General features: G+C 62.9%; 3 protein-coding genes. All 3 read left to right on the top strand.

The window, feature by feature from the left end:
- The first annotated feature begins 269 nt into the window (after positions 1-269).
- From ACZ3HH_RS23555 to ACZ3HH_RS23545, 3 genes are read left to right on the top strand one after another with little or no spacing between them, the layout of a single operon-like run.
- Positions 270-3,677 carry an amino acid adenylation domain-containing protein gene (locus ACZ3HH_RS23555; RefSeq protein ID WP_465808150.1) on the top strand — a complete coding sequence of 1,136 codons (3,408 nt, stop codon included), beginning with the start codon at positions 270-272 and terminating at the stop codon, positions 3,675-3,677.
- On the top strand, positions 3,674-11,509 hold the full coding sequence (locus tag ACZ3HH_RS23550; protein WP_465808148.1) for an amino acid adenylation domain-containing protein: 7,836 nt from the start codon (positions 3,674-3,676) through the stop codon (positions 11,507-11,509). Before ACZ3HH_RS23555 ends, ACZ3HH_RS23550 begins: the two co-directional genes overlap by 4 nt.
- A 12-nt stretch (positions 11,510-11,521) precedes the next feature.
- Positions 11,522-25,198 (top strand): non-ribosomal peptide synthase/polyketide synthase, encoded by a 13,677-nt coding sequence (locus ACZ3HH_RS23545; protein ID WP_465808146.1) that lies wholly within the window; start codon positions 11,522-11,524, stop codon positions 25,196-25,198.
- Positions 25,199-25,245: the final 47 nt, after the last annotated feature.

The following is a 25,245-nucleotide window of genomic DNA, read 5'->3' as shown; positions in this document are numbered from 1 at the left end:
CGTCTTGAGTCAGAGAAACCTGTGGCGAGGGAGCTTGCTCCCGCTTGAGTGCGGAGCACTCACAAAAATCGGTGATTGTTATCAGATTTTTTGGGGCCGCTCCGCAGCCCAGCGCGAGCAAGCTCGCTCGCCACAAAGGTCGGTATGACTGAGGAGCTTGTTTAAGCGCCCGCGTTTGTCGGTGCCGCTAAATCATCGCATCAGCCATTCGTTCTTGTTGATACGACCGGGCCTCCTGGTCACGCCGCCGATCAGCAAGGACCCAATGCATGAATGCCGCAGACGCACAGAAACTCGCCCGCCGCTTTATCGAACTGCCGCAGGACAAGCGCCGCTTGTTTCTGGCCGGCATGGCCCGCGAAGGCATCGATTTTGCGCAGCTTCCCATGACCTCCTGCGTCGGCGTCGACGAGCGTGACGGCCTGTCCTATGCGCAGCAGCGGATGTGGTTTCTCTGGCAGCTGGATCCGCAGAGCGCGGCCTACAACTTGCCGATGGCGGTACGCCTGAACGGTGCGTTGCAAACCGATGCGCTTGAGCGTGCGTTCAGCCTGTTGGTGGCGCGTCATGAGTGCCTGCGCACCACCTTCGGCCAGGAGGGCGAGCGTGCGTTCCAGCGGGTGGCCGAACCCCGTGACCTGACGCTGGCGATCAACGACCTGAGTGCCTTGCCTGAAGAGCGGCGCTGGCCGCAGGCGCAGCAGCACATGATGGCTGAAGCCACTCAGGCGTTCGACTTGCAACAGGGACCGCTGCTGAGCATTCGCCTGTTGCGCCTGGCCGAACAGGAACACGTGCTGTTGCTGACGCTGCACCACATCATTGCCGATGGCTGGTCGATGAACATTCTGATCGACGAGTTCATGCGCACCTACGATGGGCTGGTGGCGGGACGACAACCGACCTTGCCGGAATTGACCGTGCACTACCGCGACTATGCCCTGTGGCAGCGCAGTTGGCTGGAAGCCGGGGAGCGCGAGCGTCAGCTCGATTACTGGCGCATGCAGTTGGGCGAAGAGCACCCGATCCTCGAATTGCCCACCGACCGTGCCTATCCGGCCCAGTCCAGCCACCAGGGCGCACGCCTGGAAAAAGTCATCGACGGAGCCCTGCGTCAGGAGCTGAAAACCCTCGCCCAGCGCCAGGGCGTGACGCTGTTCGTGGTGCTGCTGGCCGCCTTCAAGACCTTGCTGCATCGCTACAGCGGCCAGACCGACATCCGCGTCGGCGGCTTGATCGCCAACCGTACCCGCAGTGAAACCGAAGGCTTGATCGGCTTCTTCGTCAATACGCAGATTCTACGCAGCGAGGTCACCCCACAGACCCGTTTCAGCGACCTGCTGCAGAGCCTGCGTCAGGCGGCGCTTGGCGCCCAGGCGCATCAGGAGCTGCCGTTCGACGCGTTGATCGAAGCCCTGCAACCGGCCCGCAGCCAAAGCCACAATCCGTTGTTTCAGGTGATGTTCAACCACCAGCCACTGGTCACCGATCTGCAGGACGTGCGGCTCGATTGCGGATTGCAGGTCGGCTATCTGAGTGAGCAGCAACTGGCCGGCAGCGGGCGTCAGCATGCAGCCACCAGCGACCTGATGCTCGACACCCGGGAGGAGGGCGAGCAACTGTTCGCCGCGTTCACCTACGCCACCGACCTGTTCGACGCACAGACCATCGCCGCGTTGGCCGAGCATTGGCACAACGTGCTGGCGTCGGTCTGCCGTGATCCGCAACAACCGCTGGGCGAGGTGGCGATGCTCGGCACGGATGAGCGCGAGCACTTGATTCAACCCGTCGCCATCCCGGCGTTGCTGCCCGGCATGCCGCAGTTGTTTGAGGCCCAAGCGGCGCGCACTCCCGACACCACCGCAGTGATTCTGGCGGGCGATCAGTCGCCCTCACTCAGCTATGCCGAATTGAATGTTCGCAGCAATCGTCTGGCCCATCAGTTGCGCGCCAGAGGTGTCGGCCCCGATGTGCTGGTCGGTGTGGCGTTGGGTCGCTCGCTGGAACTGGCCGTGGCATTGCTGGCCGTGCTCAAGGCCGGCGGCGCCTATGTGCCGCTGGACCCGCACACACCGGCCGAACGCTTGCGCCATGTGCTCGATGACAGCAGGTTGAAACTGTTGCTGACCGAGAGCCCGCTGCTGAGCAGTTTGCCGGCGCTCGATGGCATCGACTGCCTGTGTCTGGACCGACTGCCGGACTGCGACGCGGCGAATCAAGACAACCTGCAAGTGACAGTAGACCCGCAGAACCTCGCGTACGTGATTTACACCTCCGGCTCCACCGGCCGGCCGAAGGGCGTGGCCGTCAGCCATGGCGCGCTGAGCGAGTTCATCGCGCGGGCGATCGACTACAGCGACTTGCGTGAAGGCGATCGCGTACTGCAATTCGCCACCAGCAGTTTTGACGGTTTCGTCGAGCAATTCTTCCCGCCGCTGTGCCATGGCGCCTGTGTCGTCCTGCGCGATGCGGGCCTGTGGGACAGTGCGACCTTGCATCAGGTGATCGTCGAACAGGGCATTACCCTGGCGGATTTGCCGGCCGCTTACTGGTACTCGGTGGTGCAGGATTACGCGGCCAACCCGCCAGCCCATTTCGCTGCCTTGCGCCAGATTCATGTGGGCGGCGAGGCGATGGCGGTGGACGGGCTGCGCCTGTGGCAACGCGCCGGGTTGGGCCATGTGCGTTTGCTCAACACCTACGGCCCGACCGAGGCAACAGTGGTTTCGACCATCCACGATTGCAGCGGGTTGACCGCCGAGGCGGTGTCGTGGCGCGGCATACCGATCGGTCACGGCCTGGAGCAACGCCGGTTGTACGTACTCGACGACGATTTGAACCTGCTGCCGCAAGGAGCAGTGGGCGAGTTGTACATCGGGGGGCCGGGTCTGGCCCGTGGTTATCACCAGCAACCGACGCTCAGCGCCCAGCGGTTTATCGCCGATCCGTTCGCGGTCGGCGAGCGCCTGTACCGCACTGGCGACCGTGCCCGGCTGCGGGACGATGGCGCGGTGGAATACATCGGTCGCATCGATCACCAAGTGAAAATTCGCGGGTTCCGCATTGAGTTGGGGGAAATCGAGTCGCGGTTGCAGCAATGTTCGGGGATTCGTGAGGCGGTGGTGCTGGCCTTGCCGCTGAATGGCGGACCACAACTGGTGGCATATCTGGTGGTTGATCAAAGGGTGCTCGGCAGCGCGGCAGAGCAGGCGATTTTGCGTCAGCAAATCAGAAGCGATCTGCAGAAGAACCTGCCGGACTACATGGTGCCCGGCCACTTGCTGCTGTTGCCGCGCCTGCCCCTGACCCCCAGCGGCAAACTCGACCGCAAGGCCTTGCCGATCCCCGATCCGAGCCAATTGCAGAGCGCCTATCGCGCACCGCAAACCGACACCGAACAGGCGCTGGCGCAGATCTGGATCGAGGTGCTGCAGGTGCCACGGGTCGGTGTCGATGACCATTTCTTCGAGTTGGGCGGGCATTCGTTGCTGGCCGCGCAAGTGATCGCGCGAATCAAAAGCCAGTTGGGCGTGGTGCTGCCGTTGCGCAGTCTGTTCGAGACGCCACTGCTGGGCGATCTGGCGCTGGAGTTGGCCGCGCTGGCAGACGGTGCAAGCGATAACGACTGGTCCGACATGGATCAGTTCATGAGTTCTTTGGAGGGAGTAGAAGTATGAGCGGCACTATGGCGGAGCGTATCGCTAAAAGGTTCGTCGGTTTGCCGCTGGAGCAACGTCGACTGTTTCTCGCCAAACTGCGCGAGGAGGGCAAGGACTTCAGTCTGTTGCCGCTGCCGGTCAGTCGTCACGACTGCGCGGTGATCCCGCTGTCGTTTGCCCAGCAGCGCTTGCTGTTTCTCTGGCAACTCGACCCGCAGAGTGCCGCGTACAACATGGCCGCCGGCCTGCGCTTGCACGGACAGCTGAACGAGGTCGCGCTGTTGCGTTCGTTCGATCATCTGGTGGCGCGCCATGAAGTGCTGCGCACGGTGTTCCAGACCGACAATGACCCGCCGAGCCAGGTCATCCTCGACCAGCAGCGCGTGCCACTGCAACGCGTCGATCTGTCGAACGTCGCCGTGCAAGAACGTGAAACCGAGCTGGCGCGGCGAGTTCAGGAAGCGGCCGCGCAACCGTTCGATTTGCTCCACGGGCCATTGCTGCGGGCCAGTATGTTCCGTCTGGCGGACGATGAACATGTGCTGATCGTGAGCATGCATCACATCGTCTCCGATGGCTGGTCGATGGACGTCATGGTCAAGGAATTCGTGCAGTGCTATCAGGCCTTCAGCCTGGAGCGCGAACCGCAGTTGCCGGCGTTGCTTTTACAGTACGCCGACTACGCGATCTGGCAGCGCCGCTGGCTGGAGGCCGGCGAGGGCGAGCGGCAACTCGATTACTGGCGCCAGCAGTTGGGTGAAGAGCATCCGCTGTTGGACGTGGCGGCGGATTTCCCTCGGCCGCTGACCCAGAGTTTCGAGGGCCAGACCCTGAGCTTTGATTTCGGTGCAGACTTGTCCCGGCAGTTGAATGGCTTTGCCCGGGCTCAGGGCATCAGTTTGTTCATGCTGGTGTTGGCCGGTTTTTCGCTGTTCCTGTCACGTCTTGGCGGCGAGCGCGATATTCGCGTCGGTGTGCCCAACGCCAACCGTGGGCGCTCCGAGGTCGAAGGACTGATCGGCTTCTTCGTCAACACTCAAGTGTTGCGTTGCCAGGTCGATGAGCGCGGCAGCTTCGACGATTTGCTGACCCGGGTCCGGGAAACGTCGTTCGGAGCCCAGGCCCATCAGGAACTGCCCTTCGAGCAACTGGTGGATGAACTGGTGCCCGAGCGAACCCTGGGCCACAACCCTTTGTTCCAGGCCAAGTTCAACCAGAACGTCGGCATGCAGACCCAGCGTTCGATGAACCTGCCGGGCCTGAGCGTCACCGAGTACCCACTGGACAAAGAAGGCACGCACTTCGATCTGGCGTTGGACATCACCGATGACGGCACGCTGATCCACGGGCAAATGACTTACGCCAGCGACCTGTACCGGCACTCGACCATCGAGGGGTTTATCCCGATGTTGCTCGGCCTGTTCCGCGAATTGCTGAGCGCCCCGCAGGCGCCGTTGCACAGTCTTGCAACCATGTCAGTACCACCGGCGCTGACGCTACGGCAGCCGGCGGAGTCGGTGTTGCAGCAATGGGATCGTCAGGTTGCCGCGCAGCCTGAGGCGCTGGCCGCACGCTGTCTCGAACGGACCTTGAGTTTTCAGGCGCTGGATCAGGACACCAATCGCCTGGCCCACTACCTGCGAGCCCAAGGCGTGCAAAACGGGCAGCCAGTGGCGGTGCTGATGGAGCGCTCACTGGAATGGCTGACCTGTGTGTTAGGGGTGATCAAGGCCGGGGCGGTGTACATGCCACTGGACGTCAAGGCGCCGGCCGCGCGATTGCAGCAGATGCTCGAAGGCGCGCAAGCGAAAGTCCTGCTGTGTGCCGCAGGCGACGCGCGGGAAAGCAGCCTGGCGGTCGCCGGTTGCCAGGGGCTGGCCTTCGCCCCCGAACGCTGGCAGGACCAGCCGACGACGAAGCCTTCGCTGATATTGTCGGCGGATGCAGCGGCCTATGTGATTCACACCTCCGGATCGACCGGTCAACCCAAAGGCGTGCTGGTGAGCCACGGCGCTCTGGCCAGTTACGTGCGCGGTGCGCTGGAGCGCTTGGCGCTGGAACCTGCGGCAAGCATGGCGCTGGTCTCGACCATTGCGGCGGACCTGGGGTTTACCGTGCTGTTTGGCGCCCTGTGTTCCGGTCGTTTGTTGCATGTATTGCCGGAGGAATTGGGCTTCGACCCGGACCGGTTTGCCGATTACATGGCTGAGCACCAAGTGGGGGTGTTGAAGATCGTGTCGGGTCATTTGGCGGCGCTGATGCAGGCGTCCCGGGCCGCCGATGTATTGCCGCAACACGCACTGATCGTGGGCGGCGAGGCCTGCTCGCCGGCATTGCTGGAGCAGGTGCGGCGACTCAAGCCGGGCTGCCGTTTCATCAACCACTATGGCCCGAGCGAAACCACGGTCGGCGTGCTGACCCATGAGCTCAAGGATCTCGACTCGGGTGCCCGCAGCGTGCCGGTCGGCCGTCCGTTGTCGGGTGCGCATGTCTACGTGCTGGACGATGTGCTCAACGCAGTCGCCGATCAGGTGGCGGGCGAGCTGTACATCGGTGGTGACAGCGTGGCGTTGGGTTACCTCGGGCAGCCGGGGCTGACCGCCGAGCGCTTCTTGCCGGATCCGTTTGGTGCTGTCGGCGCGCGGGTGTACCGCAGCGGTGACCGGGTGCGCCGCAATCGTCAGGGAGCGCTGGAATTCATTGGTCGTGCCGACGATCAGGTCAAAGTGCGCGGCTATCGGGTGGAGCCGGCGGAAGTCGCCCGGGTAGTGCAGGGCCTGAGCGGCGTGAGCGAGGCCGCAGTATTGGCCTTGCCGCTGGACGGTGATGAAACGCGCCTGCAACTGGTGGCGTACTGCGTGGCCGCGCCTGACCTGCCGTTGAATGCCGACGCTTTGCGTCAGCAGCTACAGGCGCGCCTGCCGGAGTACATGGTGCCGGCGCAGATCGTTGTTCTGGAGCGCTTGCCGCTGACTGCCAATGGCAAACTGGACAAGCGTGCCTTGCCGACGCCGGGGCTGGTGACGCAGCAATTTGTTGCCCCGGTGGGCGAGATCGAACAGAAGCTTGCTGCCATTTGGGCCGATGTCCTGAAGCTTGAACAAGTGGGCAGCGCCGATAACTTCTTCGAGCTGGGCGGCGATTCGATCCTCAGCCTGCAAATCATCGCCCGGGCCAAACGCCAGGGCATCAAGCTGAGCCCCAAGCAACTGTTCGAGAAGCAGACCATCGGCCAGTTGGCGGCAGTCGCCAAACTGATCGAGAGCAAACCGGCGGCCAGCGTCGCGCAAAAGATCAGCGGCGATCTGCCGTTGTTGCCGATCCAGGCCCGTTTCTTCCAGACCGACATCCCCCAGCGTCATCACTGGAACCAGTCGGTGATGTTGCAGCCGCAATCGCCCCTCGACGTGACTCATCTACACAACGCATTGGCCGCCCTGATCGAGCAGCACGATGCGCTGAACCTGAGTTTCCAGGTGTCGGGCGAGCGCTGGCAGGCGACGTTCCAGGCGCAGCGCCACACTGACCTGTTGTGGGTGCGGGCTCTGGACGACCTTGCCGATTTGCCCGCGCTGGCCACCGAGGCCCAGCGCAGTCTCGATCTGCAACAGGGCCGTCTGGTGCGTGCGGTACTGGTGAACCTGCCTGACGCTACACAACGTTTGCTGCTGGTGATTCATCACCTGGTGGTGGATGGCGTGTCCTGGCGGGTGCTGCTGGAAGATTTGCAGCAAGGCTATACCGCGTTGGCGGCAGGCAAGGTGATTGTCCTGCCGGGCAAAAGCAGTTCGCTCCAGGCCTGGGCACAACACCTGCACCGTTACGGGCAGAGCGATATTTTGAAGGCTGAGCGCGGCTACTGGCAGCGTACGCTGGAGGGTGGCAACAGTGACCTGCCGAGGGATTTCCCCGAGACAGTCCAGACCCGCCGTCAGGCCGCTCGGGCCACCTCACGCCTGAACAAAGCGCTGACCCACTCGCTGCTCAAAGTGGCACCGGCGGCCTATCGCACCCAGATCAACGACCTGTTGCTGACCGCCCTGGCGCGGGTGCTGTGTGACTGGAGCGAACGGGATTCGGTGCTGATCCAGCTTGAAGGTCACGGCCGCGAAGACCTGTTCGACGATCTGGATTTAAGTCGCACCGTGGGTTGGTTCAGCAGTCTGTTTCCGGTGCGCCTGACCCCACAGGCAGAGCCGGGCACTTCGCTGTACGCGATCAAGGAACAACTGCGAGCGGTGCCGGGCAAAGGCATCGGCTACGGCGTGCTGCGTTACCTCGCAGGTTTCGAACCGCTGCGTGAACTGCCGCCGCCGCGCATCACCTTCAACTATCTGGGCCAGTTCGACGGTGCGTTCAGTGCCGCTGATGGCGCACTGTTCATGCCGACTGCCGAAAGCACCGGTGAGCATCAGGATGACGATGCGCCCTTGGGCAACTGGCTGAGCGTCGATGGCCAAGTCTATGGCGGTGAGCTGGAATTGAGCTGGACGTTCGGCCAAGGCATGTACCGCCCGCAAACCATTCAGGTGCTGGCCGATGCTTATTGCCATGAACTGGAACGACTGATCGAACATTGCACTGCCGGTGAGCATGCCGGGGTCACGCCGTCGGACTTCAATCTGGTGCGCCTGACTCAGGCGCAACTGTCGGCGCTGCCGGTGTCGGCGCGGGATATCAGCGATCTCTATCCGTTGTCGCCGATGCAACAGGGCATCCTGTTCCACAGCCTCAACGAGCCGGACGGCCCGGCCTACACCAACCAGTTGCGCGTCGATGTGCAGCAACTGGACGCCGAGCGTTTCCGTCAGGCCTGGCAGCAGACGCTGGAGGCTCATGAGATTCTGCGCACAGTGTTCGTCTGGCCCGAGGACGCCGATGCGCCGGTGCAGATTGTAAGGCAGACGGTGCAGATGCCCATGACCGTGCAGGATTGGCGCGGTCGTGATGACCTGCATGCAGCGCTCGATCAGTTAGCCCGGGAGGATCTGGCCGCCGGTTTCGAGCTGGACCAGGCTCCGCTGTTGCGCGTGCTGCTGATGCAAACCGGTGAAGCGCGGCATCACTTGATCTACACCAGTCATCACATCTTGATGGATGGCTGGAGCACCTCGCAGTTGTTCGGCGAAGTGCTGCAACGCTATGCCGGCATGACCCCGGCGGCGACCCCGGGACGTTATCGCGATTACATTGAGTGGCTGGGACAGCGCGATGTTCAGACCAGTCGCGAGTTCTGGACGTCGGCATTGGTTGACCTTCAGGAGCCGACCCGCCTGGCCAGCGCCATGCCGGTCAGTCAGACGTTGGCCAGCGGCTATGCCGATTACCAGCATGTGTTCAGCGAACAGCAGACCAGTGACCTGAACCGCTTTGCCCGCGAACAGAAGGTCACCCTCAATACCTTGATGCAAGCCGCGTGGCTGGTGCTGTTGCAGCGCTATACCGGCCAGGACACCGTGGCTTTCGGCGCCACTGTTGCCGGTCGTCCGACGGACTTGCCTGGCGTCGAGCAGCAGATCGGCCTGTTCATCAATACCTTGCCGGTGGTGGCTTCGCCGTCCGCCGAGATCCCGGTCGGCCAGTGGATTCAGCAGGTACAGAGCCTCAACCTGGCCCTGCGCGAACACGAACACACGCCGCTCTACGATATCCAGCGCTGGGCGGGGCAGGGCGCGGGCGCGCTGTTCGACAGTATTCTGGTGTTCGAGAACTACCCGATGGCCGAAGCGCTGGCCCAAGGCTCTGCCACCGGGCTGGAGTTTTCCACAATCGAGCGTCAGGAGCAGACCCATTATCCGCTGACGCTGGTGGCGGTCACCGGTCGTGAGTTGACCTTGGGCTTGAGCTTCGATCAAGCCTGTTTCGATCACGCCACCATCGCCGACCTGAGCACCCAGCTCGAAGGCCTGATGCTGCAATTCATGGCGGATGCTTCGCAGCCTCTGGGCGCGTTGCAACTGCTGGACGGCGCACCGCGTCAAGCGGCTGTCGACTGGGGCAAGGCAGCGGTCACGGCGCTGGATTCGCGCAGCGTGGTCGAGCGTATCGACGCGCAAGTACAACGCCAACCGCAGGCTCCGGCGGTGTTGTTCTCCGAGCAGACCCTCGATTACCGCACCCTCGACGCCCGGGCCAATCGACTGGCGCACAAGCTGCAAACGCTGGGCGTCGGGCCGGAAGTGCGGGTCGGCGTGTGCATGCGCCGTACGCCGGACATGCTGGTGGGGCTGCTGGCGATCCTCAAGGCCGGCGGTGCCTACGTGCCGCTGGATCCGGAGTATCCGCAAGAGCGCTTGCTGCACATGCTCGAGGACAGTTGCGCAGCGGTGCTGCTGACCGAAGCCGCGTTGCAGGCGATGTTGCCCGAGGCGTTGCCGTCTCAGGTGCTGCTGGTCGAAGAGGGCGCCGAATGGCTCGCCGGGTATCCGTCCACGGCGCCCGTCAACCGGATCGTGGCGCAGAACCTGGCCTACGTCATTTACACCTCCGGTTCCACCGGCAAGCCTAAAGGCGTGGCGATTACCCACGCTAACCTCGCGGCGCTGATCCAGTGGTCGCAGGGTGTTTACCGCGATGAGCAGCTGCGTGGCGTGCTGGCCTCGACCTCGATCTGCTTTGACCTGTCGGTGTGGGAGATTTTCGTCACGCTGGCCAGCGGTGGTTGCATGGTGCTGGCGGATAACGCCTTGGCGCTGTCTGAGTTGCCGGCCCGCGAGCGAGTAACGCTGATCAACACCGTGCCGTCGGCGATTGCCGCGCTGCAACGGGCCGGGCAGATTCCAGCGTCGGTCATCACCATCAATCTGGCCGGCGAGCCGCTCAAGCAGACGCTGGTCGATACGCTGTACGCCAGCACCTCGGTCAAGCAGGTTTACGACCTGTACGGGCCGTCGGAAGACACCACCTATTCGACCTTCACCCTGCGCACCGCCAATGGCCGGGCGAACATCGGGCGTCCGCTGGACAACACCGTGGCCTACCTGCTCGACAGCCAGTTGCAAGTGCTGCCGGCGGGGCTGGCGGCCGAGTTGTACCTGGCTGGTGCCGGTGTGACCCGAGGTTATCTGCTGCGTCCCGGCCTGACCGCTGAACGCTTCGTGCCGGACCCGTTCGCCACTAGCGGGGAGCGGCTGTATCGCACCAGCGATCTGGTGCGCCAGGGGCCAGACGACACGATTGAGTACATCGGTCGTGCCGACCATCAGGTGAAGATTCGCGGCTTCCGCATTGAGCTGAGCGAGATCGAAGCCCGATTGTTGGAGCAGCCCGAGGTGCGCGAAGCCGTGGTGTTGGCGCAGGAGGGCTCGGCGGGCAAGCATCTGCATGGGTATGTGGTGGCGAGCCAACCGGTCAGCGACCGTCAGTTGCTGGTGGAGAGCCTGCGGGCGGCCCTGGCCAGCCGCTTGCCGGCGCACATGCTGCCGAGCCATCTGCACGTAATCGACGCGCTGCCGCTGACCCCCAATGGCAAGCTCGACCGCAAGGCCCTGATGGCGCTGGGCGGCAATCCGACGCTGCAGCGTTACGAAGCGCCGCGCACCGATCTGCAATGGGAAGTGGCGACCGTCTGGCAAGAGGTGCTGGAAGTCGAGCGCGTCGGTCTGACGGATAACTTCTTCCAGTTGGGCGGGCATTCGCTTCTGGCGACGCTGGTGGTGACCCGGATCAAGGAACGCCTGGGTGACAAGGTGCCGCTCAAGGAGCTGTTCGAGGCCGACACCCTGCAAGCGTTCTGCACCCGCATCGAAGCGCTGCGCGTCGATTTATCGCCGGTTCAGGACGAATTGGCTAAATCCCTGGAGGCCCTCAAACGTCTATCCCTCGATGATCTGGAAAAACTGATTTCTTGAGGGGAACAACGCGTGCAAGAGTTAATCGAGTCGGTAGGACAACTTTCGGCTAAGCAAAGAAAGGCTCTGGCGGTTCTGCTCAAGCAGAAAGGCGTCAACCTTTTTGACATTGCCCCGGTTTTCAAGCGCACGGCTGAAGAACCGTTGTTGTTGTCCTACGCTCAACAGCGCCAGTGGTTTCTCTGGCAATGGGCGCCGCACAGCGCGGCCTACAACATTCCCACGGCCTTGCGCTTGCAGGGCCCGCTGGATGTGGCCGCGTTGCAGCGCAGCGTCCAGGCGCTGATTGAACGTCACGAAACCTTGCGCACGGTGTTCACTCAAGACGCCGGGCAACCCTTGCAAACGATCCTGCCGGCAGAATCGTTTACCCTGGATACTCACGAGCTGAGCCCTGAACTGGCGGCAAACCCGGAAGCGTCGATCCAGGCCTTCGTCCAGACCCAGAGCCAGCAAGCTTTCGATTTGCAGACCGGCCCGCTGTTGCGCGCGGCCCTGCTGCAAGTCACCCCGCATGATCACGTGCTGGTGCTGACCCTGCACCACATCGTCTCGGACGGTTGGTCGTTGCAGGTGATGATCGAGGAACTGGTGCAGTTGTATGCCGGTTTCAACCTCGGGCATGACACCGGGCTACCGGCCTTGCCGATTCAGTACGCCGACTACGCCCTGTGGCAGCGACAGTGGATGGAGGCCGGCGAACAGGAACGTCAACTGGCCTACTGGCAACAAAAGCTCGGCGGCGAGCAGCCGGTGCTGGAGCTGCCCATTGACCGCGCGCGTCCGGTGGAGCAGAGCTTTGCCGGGGCCAGCCATAACCTGATCCTGGACCCGACGCTGAGCGACAGTCTCAAGGCCTTTGCCCGACGGGAAAACGTCACGCTGTTCGTGCTGTTGCTGGCCTCGTTCCAGGCCTTGTTGCACCGTTACAGCGGCCAGGCCGACATCCGCGTCGGTGTGCCGGTGGCCAACCGCGGACGCGTGGAGATCGAGCGTCTGATCGGTTTCTTCGTCAACACTCAGGTGCTCAAGGCAAACGTCGACGGTCAAGCCAGCTTCGTCGATCTGCTGCGCCAGGTTCGGCAAACAGCCCAGGAAGCCCAGGCGCATCAGGACCTGCCGTTCGAACAACTGGTGGAAGCCCTGGAGCCGGGACGCAGCCTGAGTCACAGCCCGTTGTTCCAGGTGATGTTCAATCACCAGGCCGAAAGCCGCATCAGTGTCGAGACTCGGTTGAACGGCTTGAGCATCGAGCCGCTGGAATGGCAAAGCGCAACCGCACAATTCGATCTGGTGCTGAACACCACCGAGCAGGTCCATGGCATTGAAGCGGTGCTCAAATACGCCACCGACCTGTTCGAAGCTTCGACCATCGAGCGCCTGGCGCAGCACTGGCGCAACCTGCTGCGGGCGATCGTTCAGGACCCGACCCAGTGCATTGCCCAGCTGCCGGTGCTCGATGATGCGCAGCAACAACAACTGCTCACGCACTGGAACCCGAACCCGGTGGTGCACCCGGTCAGCCAGTGCATTCATCAGTTGATCGAGGCTCAGGCCGAGCGTCATCCAGATGCGCCAGCGGTGGTGTTCTCCGGGCAACGACTGACGTATGCCGAACTCAATTGCCGGGCCAACCAATGGGCGCTTCAGTTGATCGCCCGTGGCGTTGGCCCGGATGTTCGGGTGGGCGTGGCGGTGGAACGTTCGCTGGACATGATCGTCGCCATTGTCGCCGTGCTGAAGGCCGGTGGCGCTTATGTGCCGCTGGACCCGAGCTACCCCGACGACCGTTTGCGCTACATGATCGAGGACAGCGGGATCGAGTTGTTGCTGACTCAAGGACATCTGCTGGCGCAGTTGCCGATTCCACCGGGGCTGGCCTGTCTGGACCTGAATCAACCGCTACCGGAAAGCAGCACGGCCAATCCACCTTGCCGGACCACCGCAGACAACCTCGCGTATGTGATTTACACCTCCGGCTCCACCGGCAAGCCCAAAGGCGCGTTGCTGCCCCATGGCAATGTCATTCGCCTGTTCAGCGCCACCGATCACTGGTTCGGTTTCGGCCCCGAGGACAGCTGGACGCTGTTCCATTCCTACGCGTTCGATTTCTCGGTCTGGGAAATTTTCGGTGCGCTGCTTCACGGCGGCAAACTGGTGGTGGTGCCCCACGACGTCACCCGTTCACCGGAAGAGTTCTACACCTTGCTCTGTGATGAACAAGTCACCGTTCTGAACCAGACGCCATCGGCGTTCAAACCGCTGATGCAGGTGGCCAGTGCTTCGTCGCGCAACCCTGCGCTGCGTTACGTGGTGTTTGGTGGCGAAGCGTTGGAAGTGCAGAGCCTGCGTCCCTGGTTCGAGCGTTTCGGCGACCACGCGCCGACCCTGATCAACATGTACGGCATCACCGAAACCACCGTGCATGTGACCTATCGCCCGCTGTCCATGGCGGACTTGCAGCAGACCCACAGCAGCCCGATCGGCGAGCCGATTGTCGACCTGTCGTGGTACTTGCTCGATGACGCGCTGAACCTGGTGCCCCAAGGGTGCATCGGCGAGTTGTACATCGCCGGGGCCGGGCTTGCGCGGGGGTACTTGAACCAGCCGGGCATGAGCGCCACCCGGTTCGTTCCGGATCCGTTCAATCCTGTGGCCGGTGAACGTCTGTACCGCACCGGCGACCTGGCGCGGCTGCGCGGCGACGGGGTGATCGAGTACATCGGCCGTATCGACCATCAGGTGAAGATTCGCGGTTTCCGTATCGAGCTGGGAGAAATCGAAACCCAATTGCTCAACCATGACGCGGTGCGTGAAGCCGTGGTGCTGGCGGTCGAAGGGCTCAGCGGGCAGCAACTGGCCACGTGGATCGTGCCGAGCGAGCCACTGGAGGCAGATGCCCACGCCAGCTTGCGCGATTCGATCAAGGCGCAATTGCGTGAAACCCTGCCGGACTACATGGTGCCGGTCAGCTGGGTATTTCTCGACCGCCTGCCGCTGACCGCCAACGGCAAGCTCGATCGCAAGCAACTGCCCAACCCTGATGTGAGCCTGGTGCAAGAGGCTTACGCGGCACCGCGCAGCGAACTCGAACAGCGCCTGGCCGAGATCTGGCAGGACGTGTTGAAAGTCGAGCGGGTCGGGCTCAACGATAACTTCTTTGAACTGGGCGGCGATTCGATCATCTCGATTCAGGTGGTCAGCCGGGCGCGGCAGGCGGGCATCCGCTTCTCGCCCAAGGACATCTTCCAGCACCAGACCGTGCAACGCCTGGCCACCGTCGCACAGCAGAGCGATGCGGTGCGGGCGATGCAAGGTGATGTGCTCGGCGCTGCCGTGCTGACGCCGATTCAACAGTACTTTTTCGCCACCGAGATTCCTCAGCGTCAGCACTGGAACCAGTCGATCCTGCTGACCCCGGCGGAGCCTCTGCAAGCGGCTGCGCTGGAGCAGGCCCTGGAACACCTGCAACGGCATCACGATGCCTTGCGTCTGCGCTATCGCCAGACTGCAGGTGACTGGGTGCAGGAACATGCCGCCGTCGATCAGCCGAACGCACTGCTGCGCACTGTGGCGTTGCCAGACAGCGAGGCTTTGCCGGCGCTGTGCCTGGCGTTGCAGCGCAGCCTGAACCTGAGCGACGGCCCGTTGATCCGCGCGGCCCTGGTGGATCTGCCCGACGCCAGTCAGCGACTGCTGTTGGTGATCCATCACCTGGTGGTCGATGGTGTGTCGTGGCGGATTCTGCTGGAAGACCTGCAAACCGCTTATCAACAACTGAGCGCCGGCATGCCGTTGCGCCTGCCGGCCAAGACCACGGCGTTCAAGGATTGGGGTGAACGCCTGCAAGGTTATGCGCGCAGCGCCGGGCTGGAAGCCGAGCTGGATTACTGGCGCGGACAACTGGCCGAAGCCCCGGCGGATTTGCCGCTGGATAACCCTGATGGACAATTGCAGAACCGTTTCGAGCGCAGCGTCGATACCCGTCTGGATGCCGAGCGTACCCGGCAACTGCTGCAACAGGCGCCAGCGGTGTATCGCACCCAGGTCAACGATTTGCTGTTGACCGCACTGGCCCGGGTTTTGTGTGAATGGACCGCCTCCGACAGCGCCCTGGTGCAGCTCGAAGGGCATGGCCGCGAAGACCTGTTCGATGACCTCGACCTCAGCCGTACCGTGGGCTGGTTCACCAGCATGTTCCCGGTGCGCCTGACTCCGCAGGCCAGCCTCGAAGCGTCCATCAAGGGCATCAAGGAACAACTGCGCTCGATCCCGAACAAAGGCATCGGCTTTGGCTTGCTGCGGTATCTGGGCAGCGACGCTGCGCAAACGGCCCTGAGCGGCTTGTCCCAACCCAAGGTGACGTTCAACTACCTGGGGCAGTTCGATAACAACTTCGACGAAGGCGCCCTGTGGGTGCCGGCCACCGAAGACAAAGGCGCCGGGCAAGATGAACAGGCGCCGATGAGCAACTGGCTGACCATCGACGGCCGCGTCTATCAAGGGCAATTGAGCCTGACCTGGACTTACAGCGGTGACGTGTTCGAAGAGGCGACCATCAACGCCCTGGCCCGCGCTTATGAAGTTGCGCTGGGCGAGTTGATCGACCATTGCCTGAGCCATCCGAGCGGCGGCCTGACCCCTTCCGATGTGCCATTGGCCGGGTTGTCCCAAACGCATCTGGACAGCCTGCCGATCGCCGCGCAGCGGATCGAGGACATTTACCCGCTGGCACCGATGCAACAAGGCATTCTGTTCCATAGCCTGTACGACGCCGACGCCAGCGCTTACGTCTATCAGATGCTGCTGGATATCGACGGTCTGGATGTACCGCGCTTCCAGCAAGCCTGGCAGCGGGTGGTGGACCGTCATGAAGTGCTGCGAGCCGGTTTCATCTGGGGCCGCGACGGCCTCGATACACCGCTGCAAGTGATCTATCGCCAGCTGACCCTGGAAATGCCGGAAGTGGATGTGCGCGCGGAGCCGGACTTGCAAACCGTGCTTGAGGCCCGTGCCTTGGCCGATCGCGAACGTGGTTTCGACTTGCAGAACCCGCCGTTGCTGCGCCTGTGCCTGTTGCGCACCGCCGATGACCGTCATCGCCTGATCTTCACCTGCCACCACATTCTCATGGACGGCTGGAGCAACTCGCGGATGTTTGGCGAAGTGCTGCAGGATTACGCCGGGCATCCGGTGCCGAGTGCGCAGGGTCGTTATCGCGACTTCCTGGCCTGGCTGCAACGCCAGGACAAGGACGCGGCGCAAGCCTTCTGGCGCGGGCAGTTGGCCGAGCTGGATGAACCGACGCGGTTGGCCTCGGCCTGCCACGGGCAAACCGTGCCCGGCCCCGGCAAAGGCGTGCATAAGCTGACCTTTGACGCAGCCTTCACCCAGCGCCTCAACGGTTTCTCGCGCCAGCAGCAAGTGACGCTCAACAGCCTGGTGCAAGCCGCGTGGCTGCTGGTGTTGCAGCGCTATACCGGGCAGAGCAGTGTTGCGTTTGGCGCGACGGTGTCCGGTCGCCCGGTGGACCTGCCGGGTATCGAGCAACAGTTGGGCCTGTTCATCAATACCCTGCCGGTGATCGCCAGCCCGCAAGCGACCTGCAGTGTCAGCGACTGGGTGCGCAGCGTGCAGGACAAGAACCTGCTGCTGCGCGATTACGAACAGACGCCATTGCAAGACATTCAACGCCTGGCCGCGCTCAACGGCGACGCGTTGTTCGACACCTTGCTGGTGTTCGAAAACTACCCGGTGTCCGACACCCTGGAGGCCAATCCGGGCGGCTTGCGTTTCAGCGGTCTCGAACACCGTGAGCAAACCAACTACGGCCTGACGCTGATCGCCGGTGCCGGCGAGGTGTTGAGCCTGGACTTCAATTACCTCACCGAGCACTTCGCCGAGCGCAGCATTGTCGGCCTGGCGGCTCATCTGGAAGAAGTGCTGCGTCAGTTCCTCGACGCACCGCAACGCTTGCTGGGCGAGATCGGCTTGTTGCCGGCGACCGAGCTGCGCACGCTGGCCGAATGGAATGACCATCACGCCGCATATCCGACCCAAGCCTTGATCCATCAAGGCTTTGAAGCCCAGGTCGAAGCGCGGCCACAGGCGATTGCCTTGCGCCATGCCGGCGCCGAGCTGAGCTATGCCGAACTCAATCGCCGCGCCAATCAGTTGGCCCGTCATCTGCAAACGCTGGGTGTCGGCGCGGAAATCCGCGTGGGCGTGGCGATGCCCCGTTCCGCCGAACTGGTGATTGCCTTGATGGCGGTGCTCAAGGCCGGTGGAACCTATGTGCCGCTGGACCCGGACTACCCGGCGGATCGCGTGGCCTACATGCTCGACGACAGTCAGGCGCGGGTGTTGCTGACCCAGCCGCACTTGCTGTCGCAGTTGCCCGAGACCCAAGCCCAAGTGGTGTGGGTCGAGGCGGGCGGGCAGGCCTTCGCCGACCTGGCGTCGCACAACCTTGAGGGCCGGATTGACTCCGCCAACCTGGCTTATGTGATTTATACCTCCGGTTCCACCGGTAAACCCAAAGGCGTGGCGATTGCTCATCGCAACGTGCAGGCGTTGATACACTGGTCGCATGAGGTGTACAGCGAAGAGGACCTGCAAGGCGTGCTGGCCTCGACTTCGGTGTGCTTCGACCTGTCGGTGTGGGAGATTTTCGTCACCCTGGCCCGCGGCGGTTCGATCATCATGGCGCGCAACGCCCTGGAATTGCCCGACCTGCCGGAGCGCGATCAGGTGCGCCTGATCAACACCGTGCCGTCGGCCATCGCGGCCTTGCAGCGCGCCGGGCAGATCCCGCCAGGCGTGCGCATCATCAATCTTGCGGGTGAACCGCTCAAGCAAAGCCTGGTGGACACGCTGTACCGCGAGACCTCGGTCGAGCACGTTTACGATTTGTACGGGCCGTCGGAAGACACCACCTATTCGACCTGCACCCGCCGCGAAGCCGGCGGCCAGGCGAACATCGGTCGGCCGCTGGTGAACACTACCGCACACTTGCTCGATGCCCAGTTGCAAGCCGCGCCTATTGGGGTTGCCGCTGAGCTGTACCTGGCCGGCGACGGTATTACCCGTGGCTATCTGTTCCGTCCGGGCCTGACCGCCGAGCGTTTTGTGCCCAATCCGCTGGCCAGCAATGGCGAGCGGATGTACCGCACCGGCGACCTGACCCGTTTGCGTGAAGACGGGGTGATCGAATACGTCGGCCGCATCGATCATCAGGTCAAGGTGCGCGGGTTCCGTATCGAACTGGGTGAAATCGAAGCACGCCTGCTGGCCCACGACAGCGTGCGCGAAGGCGTGGTGCTGGCGGTGGAAGGCCATAGCGGTCAGCAACTGGTGGCCTATGTGGTGCCGACGCAGGCCGATCTGAGCCCGCAACAGCAGGACGATCTGAGCGAGGCGCTCAAGGCCGGACTCAAGGCGCACCTGCCGGAATACATGGTGCCGGCGCAATGGTTGTTCATCGAACAATTGCCGCTGACCCCCAACGGCAAACTCGACCGCAAGGCCTTGCCGACCCCGGATGCCAATCAGTTGCAGCGCGATTACGTGGCGCCGCGCACTGCGCTGGAACAGCAGATTGCCGGGATCTGGCAAGACATTCTGAAACTCGAACGGGTCGGCGTGACCGACAACTTCTTCACCCTGGGCGGTGATTCGATTATCTCCATTCAGGTGGTGAGCCGGGCGCGTCAGCAGGGAATCAGCTTCACGCCCAAGGATCTGTTCCAGCAGCAGACCGTCCAGGGGCTGGCCACTGTCGCGCAGCTCGGCAAAGCCCTGACGCCAACCGATCAGGGCCCGGTGACAGGTGAGACACCGTTGCTGCCGATTCAGCAATGGTTCTTCGAACAACCCTTGCCGCAGCGTCATCACTGGAATCAGTCGGTGCTGCTCAAACCGTTGAACCCTCTGGTGGCCGCGACGCTTGAGCAGGCCTTGCAGGCGCTGATCGATCATCACGACGGCCTGCGCCTGGGCTTTACACAAACCCCAGGCAGCTGGTCGGCGAGCTATCGGACCGTGGAACAACAGCGCCTGTCGCCGTTGTGGCTGGAATCGGTCAGTGATGCCGCCCACCTGGAACGCGTCGCCGAACACGCCCAACGCAGCCTGGATCTGCAACAAGGCCCGTTGTTGCGCGCGGTGTTGTTCGATTTGCCTGAGGGCGAACAGCGCTTGTTGTTGATCGTTCATCACCTGGTGGTCGATGGTGTGTCGTGGCGGATCCTGCTGGAGGATTTGCAGGGCAGCTACCGCCAGTTACTGGCCGGCGAACCGTTGGCATTGGCGACCAAGACCACGTCCTTCAAGCATTGGGCGGAGCAATTGCAACGTCACGCCCGCAGTGAATCGCTGCTTGGACAACTGCCTTACTGGCAGGCGCAGCGCTCGGACGGCGCGACGCTGCCGCAAGATAACCCCCAGGGCAGCCTGCAGAGCCGCCATGCCTTGACGCTTTACAGTCGCCTGAACCCGACCTTGACCCGACGACTGCTGCAACAGACCCCGGCGGCTTACCGCACACAGGTCAACGACCTGTTGCTGACGGCGCTGGCACGGGTGATCGCCCGTTGGAGCGAACAGTCGTCGGTGCTGATTCAGCTCGAAGGCCATGGTCGTGAAGAGTTGTTCGACGGCCTCGATCTGACCCGCACAGTAGGCTGGTTCACCAGCCTGTTCCCGGTCAAATTGACCCCGACCCGGGAGCTGGCCGGCTCGATCAAGCAAATCAAGGAGCAACTGCGCGCGATTCCGGATCGTGGCATGGGTTACGGTGTGCTGCGTTATCTGGGTGACGAGGCTTGCCAGGCGTCGCTGCGGACCCTGCCGACACCGCGTATCACCTTCAACTACCTGGGCCAGTTCGATGGTAGCTTCGATAGCCAGAGCGGTGCCTTGTTTGTGCCGGCCGATGAGGTCAAGGGCGCAGAGCACAGTCACGATGCGCTGCTGGGTAACTGGCTGACGCTCAATGGCCAAGTGTACGGCGGCGAGTTGAGTGTCGGCTGGTCGTTCAGCACGCATATGTTCAACGCCTCGACCATCGAACGCCTGGCCGAGGAGTACGCCCGGGAACTGGAGCTGCTGATCGAGCATTGCTGCCAGCCGGACAGCCACGGCGTCACGCCGTCGGACTTCCCGTTGGCGCATCTGGATCAGGCCCGACTGGACGCCTTGCCGGTAGCCCCGTCCCGGATCGAAGACATCTATCCGCTGTCGCCGATGCAAGAGGGCATGCTGTTCCACACCTTGTCGGACAATGGTTCCAGCCTGTACGTCAATCAGATCAGTTTGCCGGTGGGCGGTCTGGATGTTGAACGTTTCCGCAAGGCCTGGGAGGCGGTCATCGCGCGTCAGGCCATCCTGCGCACCAGCTTCCATTGGCACGATGGCTTGGCCAAACCGCTGCAAATTGTCCAGCGTCAGGCGACGCTCGATTTGCAGGTGCTCGACTGGCGCGATCGCGACGTCAGCGAGGCGGACATCGCCGCGCGGGCCGCCGAGGACCGCGCGCGAGGCTTCGAACTGACCCATGCGCCACTGCAGCGAGTGTTGTTGATTCGCAGCACTGAAGATCAGTATCAGATGGTCTGGACCAGTCACCACATCCTGATGGATGGCTGGAGCAGCTCGCGGCTGTTTGGTGAGGTGATCCAGCACTACGCCAAGGGTGAAATCAGCGCTGAAAACGGCCGCTACCGCGACTTCATCGCCTGGTTGCAAGCCCAGGACCAGGACGCCCGGGAGCTATTCTGGAAAGCCCGGCTGGCCCCGGTCAACGAGGCGACGGCGTTGAGCCAGGCGATCCATCCGCGGCATGTGTCCGATGAACCCGGCCACAACGCCATTTACTCCCATTGGGACGCGCAACAGACCGGTCGTTTGCTGCAGTTCTGCCGCGATCTGCGGATTACGCCGAACACGTTGATCCAGGGCGCATGGTTGCTGCTGTTGCAGCGCTACACCGGGAAAAACACCGTGACCTTTGGTGCCACGGTGTCCGGGCGTCCCGAGAGTTTGCCCAATGTCGGCAACATGCTGGGTCTGTTCATCAACACCTTGCCGATCATTCAAACGCTGGAACCGGATCAGCCTCTGGCAGACTGGCTGAACCGGATCCAGGCTTACAACCTGGATATCCGCGAGCATTCCCAGGCTCCGTTGGCGGACGTGCAACGCTGGTCCGGCCTGGGCGGGCAGGCGCTGTTCGACAGCATCATCGTGTTCGAGAACTACCCGATCGACGACCGCCTGCAAGAGGACAACGATACCGGCCTGAGCTTCGGAAAATCCATCGGCCATGACGTGACGAACGTGCCGATGGACCTGGCGGTGACGCTCGGCGACGAACTGTCGATCGAATACCTGTACCTGCGCAGCCACTTCAGTGCCGAGGCGGTGGAGGGGATTCGCCTGACCCTGGAAAACACCCTTGAAGCGATGATGCGCGCGCCTGACGAACGCCTGGGTAACCTGCAGCGCCTGTCGCCTGAACAATGGCAGGCGATGCAAACCTGGAGCGCCGAGCCGCCGGCGGAGCATCAACCGCAGCTGTTGCCTGAGCTGATCAGCCGACACGCCTTGAGTCAGCCCGAGGCCATTGCGGTGCAATGTGCCGGGCTGAGCTTGAGCTACGGCGAACTGGAACGCCGCGCCAATCGTCTGGCCCATTGCTTGATCGAGCACGGCGCGGGGCCGGAAGTGGTGATCGGCGTGGCACTGCCGCGTTCGCTGGAAATGGTTGTCAGCTTCCTCGCCGTGCTCAAAAGCGGCGCGGCGTATGTGCCGCTGGACATCGATTATCCGCCGGAGCGTCTGGCGTACATGATCGAAGATTCCGGCATGGCGCTGCTGCTGACCCAGAGCAGCCTGCGAACGACATTACCGGCGCCCGAGGGGTTATTACGCCTTGAGCTGGATCAGCTCGACGAATCCCGCTATGGCGATGAGGCGCCGGTGCGTCGCGTGCTGGAGCAAGGGTTGGCCTATCTGGTTTACACCTCGGGTTCCACCGGCCGGCCAAAAGGCGTGGCGGTTACTCAAGGCCCCCTGAGCATGCACTGTCAGGCCATCGCCAAACTGTATGAAATGGACCCCCGCAGCTGCGAGCTGCACTTCATGTCGTTCGCCTTCGACGGTGCCCATGAGCGCTGGTTGAGTACGCTGTACAGCGGCGGCCGGTTGGTGGTGCGGGACGGTTGCCTGTGGACGCCGGAGCAGACCTGGCAGGCGCTGCACGAGTACGGCGTGACCATCGCCTGCTTCCCACCGGCCTACCTCAAGCAACTGGCCGAGTACGCCGCGGCCAGCGGTATCGCGCCGCCACCGGTGCGCATCTATTGCTTCGGCGGCGATGCGGTGCCGGACCAGACCTTCGAACAGGTCAAGGCAGCGCTGCGTCCCGAGTACTTCACCAACGGCTACGGCCCGACGGAAACCGTGGTCACTCCGATGCTGTGGAAAGTGCCGGTGAGCCAGCAGTGTGAAGCGGCTTATGCGCCGATCGGCCGGGCGGTGGGCGCGCGTTCGCTGTATGTGCTGGATGAAGAACTGAATCCGCTGCCGCCAGGTTTTGCCGGCGAGTTGTACATCGGTGGCTACGGGGTTGCCCGTGGTTATCACGGTCGGCCAGACCTGACCTGCGAACGCTTTGTGCCCAACCCGTTTGCCAGCGGCGAGCGGTTGTACCGCACCGGCGACCTGGTGCGTTTGCGCCAGGACGGCGTGGTCGATTACGTCGGTCGTATCGACCATCAGGTCAAGGTACGCGGGTTCCGCATCGAGCTCGGCGAAGTCGAGGCCAGTCTGCGGCAACTGGCGCAGGTCCGCGACGCTTTGGTGATCGCCCGGGATAACGCCTCCGGCAAACAACTGATCGGATATGTCGTCACCGATGCCGGGCAGCACTTGGATGATAAGGCGCTGGGCGATGAACTCAAGGCTGGGCTGCGCACCACGTTGCCGGAATACATGGTGCCGGCGCAGATCGTTTGCCTCAGTGCCTTCCCGATCACCCCCAACGGCAAGCTTGATCGCAAGGCATTGCCCGAGCCGGAATTCAAAAGTGAGGAATACGTTGCCCCGCGCAATCAGCAGGAACAACTGCTGGCGGACATCTGGTCGCAGGTGTTGCAGGTGGAGCAGGTCGGTATCAGCGACAACTTCTTCGAACTGGGCGGCGACTCGATCCTGAGCCTGCAAGTGATTTCCCGGGTCAGGAACCATCCGACCCTGCAGATGGAACTCAAGCTTCGCGATCTGATGCGCTACCAGACCATCGCCGGCATCGTCGAACAGGACGTGGTGAAGGCGGGCACCGCGCAACTGTCGGTGGACCTCACCCATGTGGCCAGTGAGGGGTTGTTCAATCTGCTGCCGATTCAGGAGTGGTTTTTTGCCGAAGGCATGGCCGAGTCTCATCACTACAACCAGTCGTTTTTGCTGAGTGCGCGTCAGACGCTGGATCTGGATGCCCTGGAACAAGCGCTGGGCTGGATCGAAAACCACCACGACACCTTGCGCCTGCGTTTCTGTCAGGAAGGCGGGCGCTGGTTGCAGCGCTATGCCGCCCCGACCGAGCGCCGCGAGCCGGTGCTGTGGCGCCGCGAGGCCGAGAACAGCGAGCAGGTCGAGGCTTTGGCCAACCTGACTCAGCGCAGCCTCAAACTCGACGATGGACCGGCCTGGCGTGTGGTGCACATCGCCTTGCCGGACGGCCAGGCGCGGCTGTTGATGGTCATCCACCATCTGGTGGTCGACACCGTGTCGTGGCGGATTTTGCTCGACGACTTGAAGGTGGCCTACGAGGCTTGCGTGATGGGCATCGAACCGCAACTGCCGATCCGCACCAGCAGCTATCGCGCATTTGCCGAAGCCCTGCAGGCGCAGGCGCCGGTGATTGCCGAGCAGGAATTGGGTTACTGGCTGGAGCAACTGGATCAGCCGGGCGTCGACCTGCCGTGCGACAACCTTCGCGGCAAGAATCAGGTGCGTCACCAGGCCCAGGCGCGGCTCAAGTTGTCCCGCGAGCACACCGAACAGTTGCTCAAACAGGCACCGGCGGTCTATCGCACGCAGATCAACGATTTGCTGCTGTCGGCCCTGAGCCGGGCGCTGTGTCGTTGGAGCGAACAGCCGTCGGCGCTGATTTTGCTGGAAGGGCACGGCCGCGAGGACCTGTTCGAGAGCATCGACCTGAGCCGCAGCCTGGGCTGGTTCACCAGCATGTTCCCGGTACGGCTCACTCCCGACAGCGCGGACATCGGCGCGTCGATCGTCAACGTGCAGGCGCAGTTGGCGGCCATCCCGCAGAAGGGCATCGGCTACGGCGTGTTGCGTCACCTGGCCGACCCGCAACTGGCCCGCCAATTGGCCGACCTGCCGCAGGCACGGGTGACGTTCAACTATCTGGGCCAGTTCGACCAGAGCTTCGACGAGCAAGCGTTGCTGGTGCCGGCGCTGGAGGAAACCGGCGACAACTACAGCCTGCAGGCCAATCTTGGCAACTGGCTGGAGGTTGTCGGCCAGGTGTACGACGGTCAGTTGGCGCTGCGTTGCGTCTACAGCACCCAGCGTTATCGGGCCAGCACCATGGAGCGGTTCATGCAGGATTATCAGCGCGAGCTTGAGGCGTTGATCGAGCATTGCATGGCGCGGGTGGGGTTTTAATCATTGCCGGGGGCGTGCTCAGTCACGCCCCTTTCTGACACAAGGAT

It is taken from the genome of Pseudomonas sp. PME37.24/025, from assembly GCF_055556615.1.
This window is presented reverse-complemented; position numbering and strand designations above follow the sequence as displayed.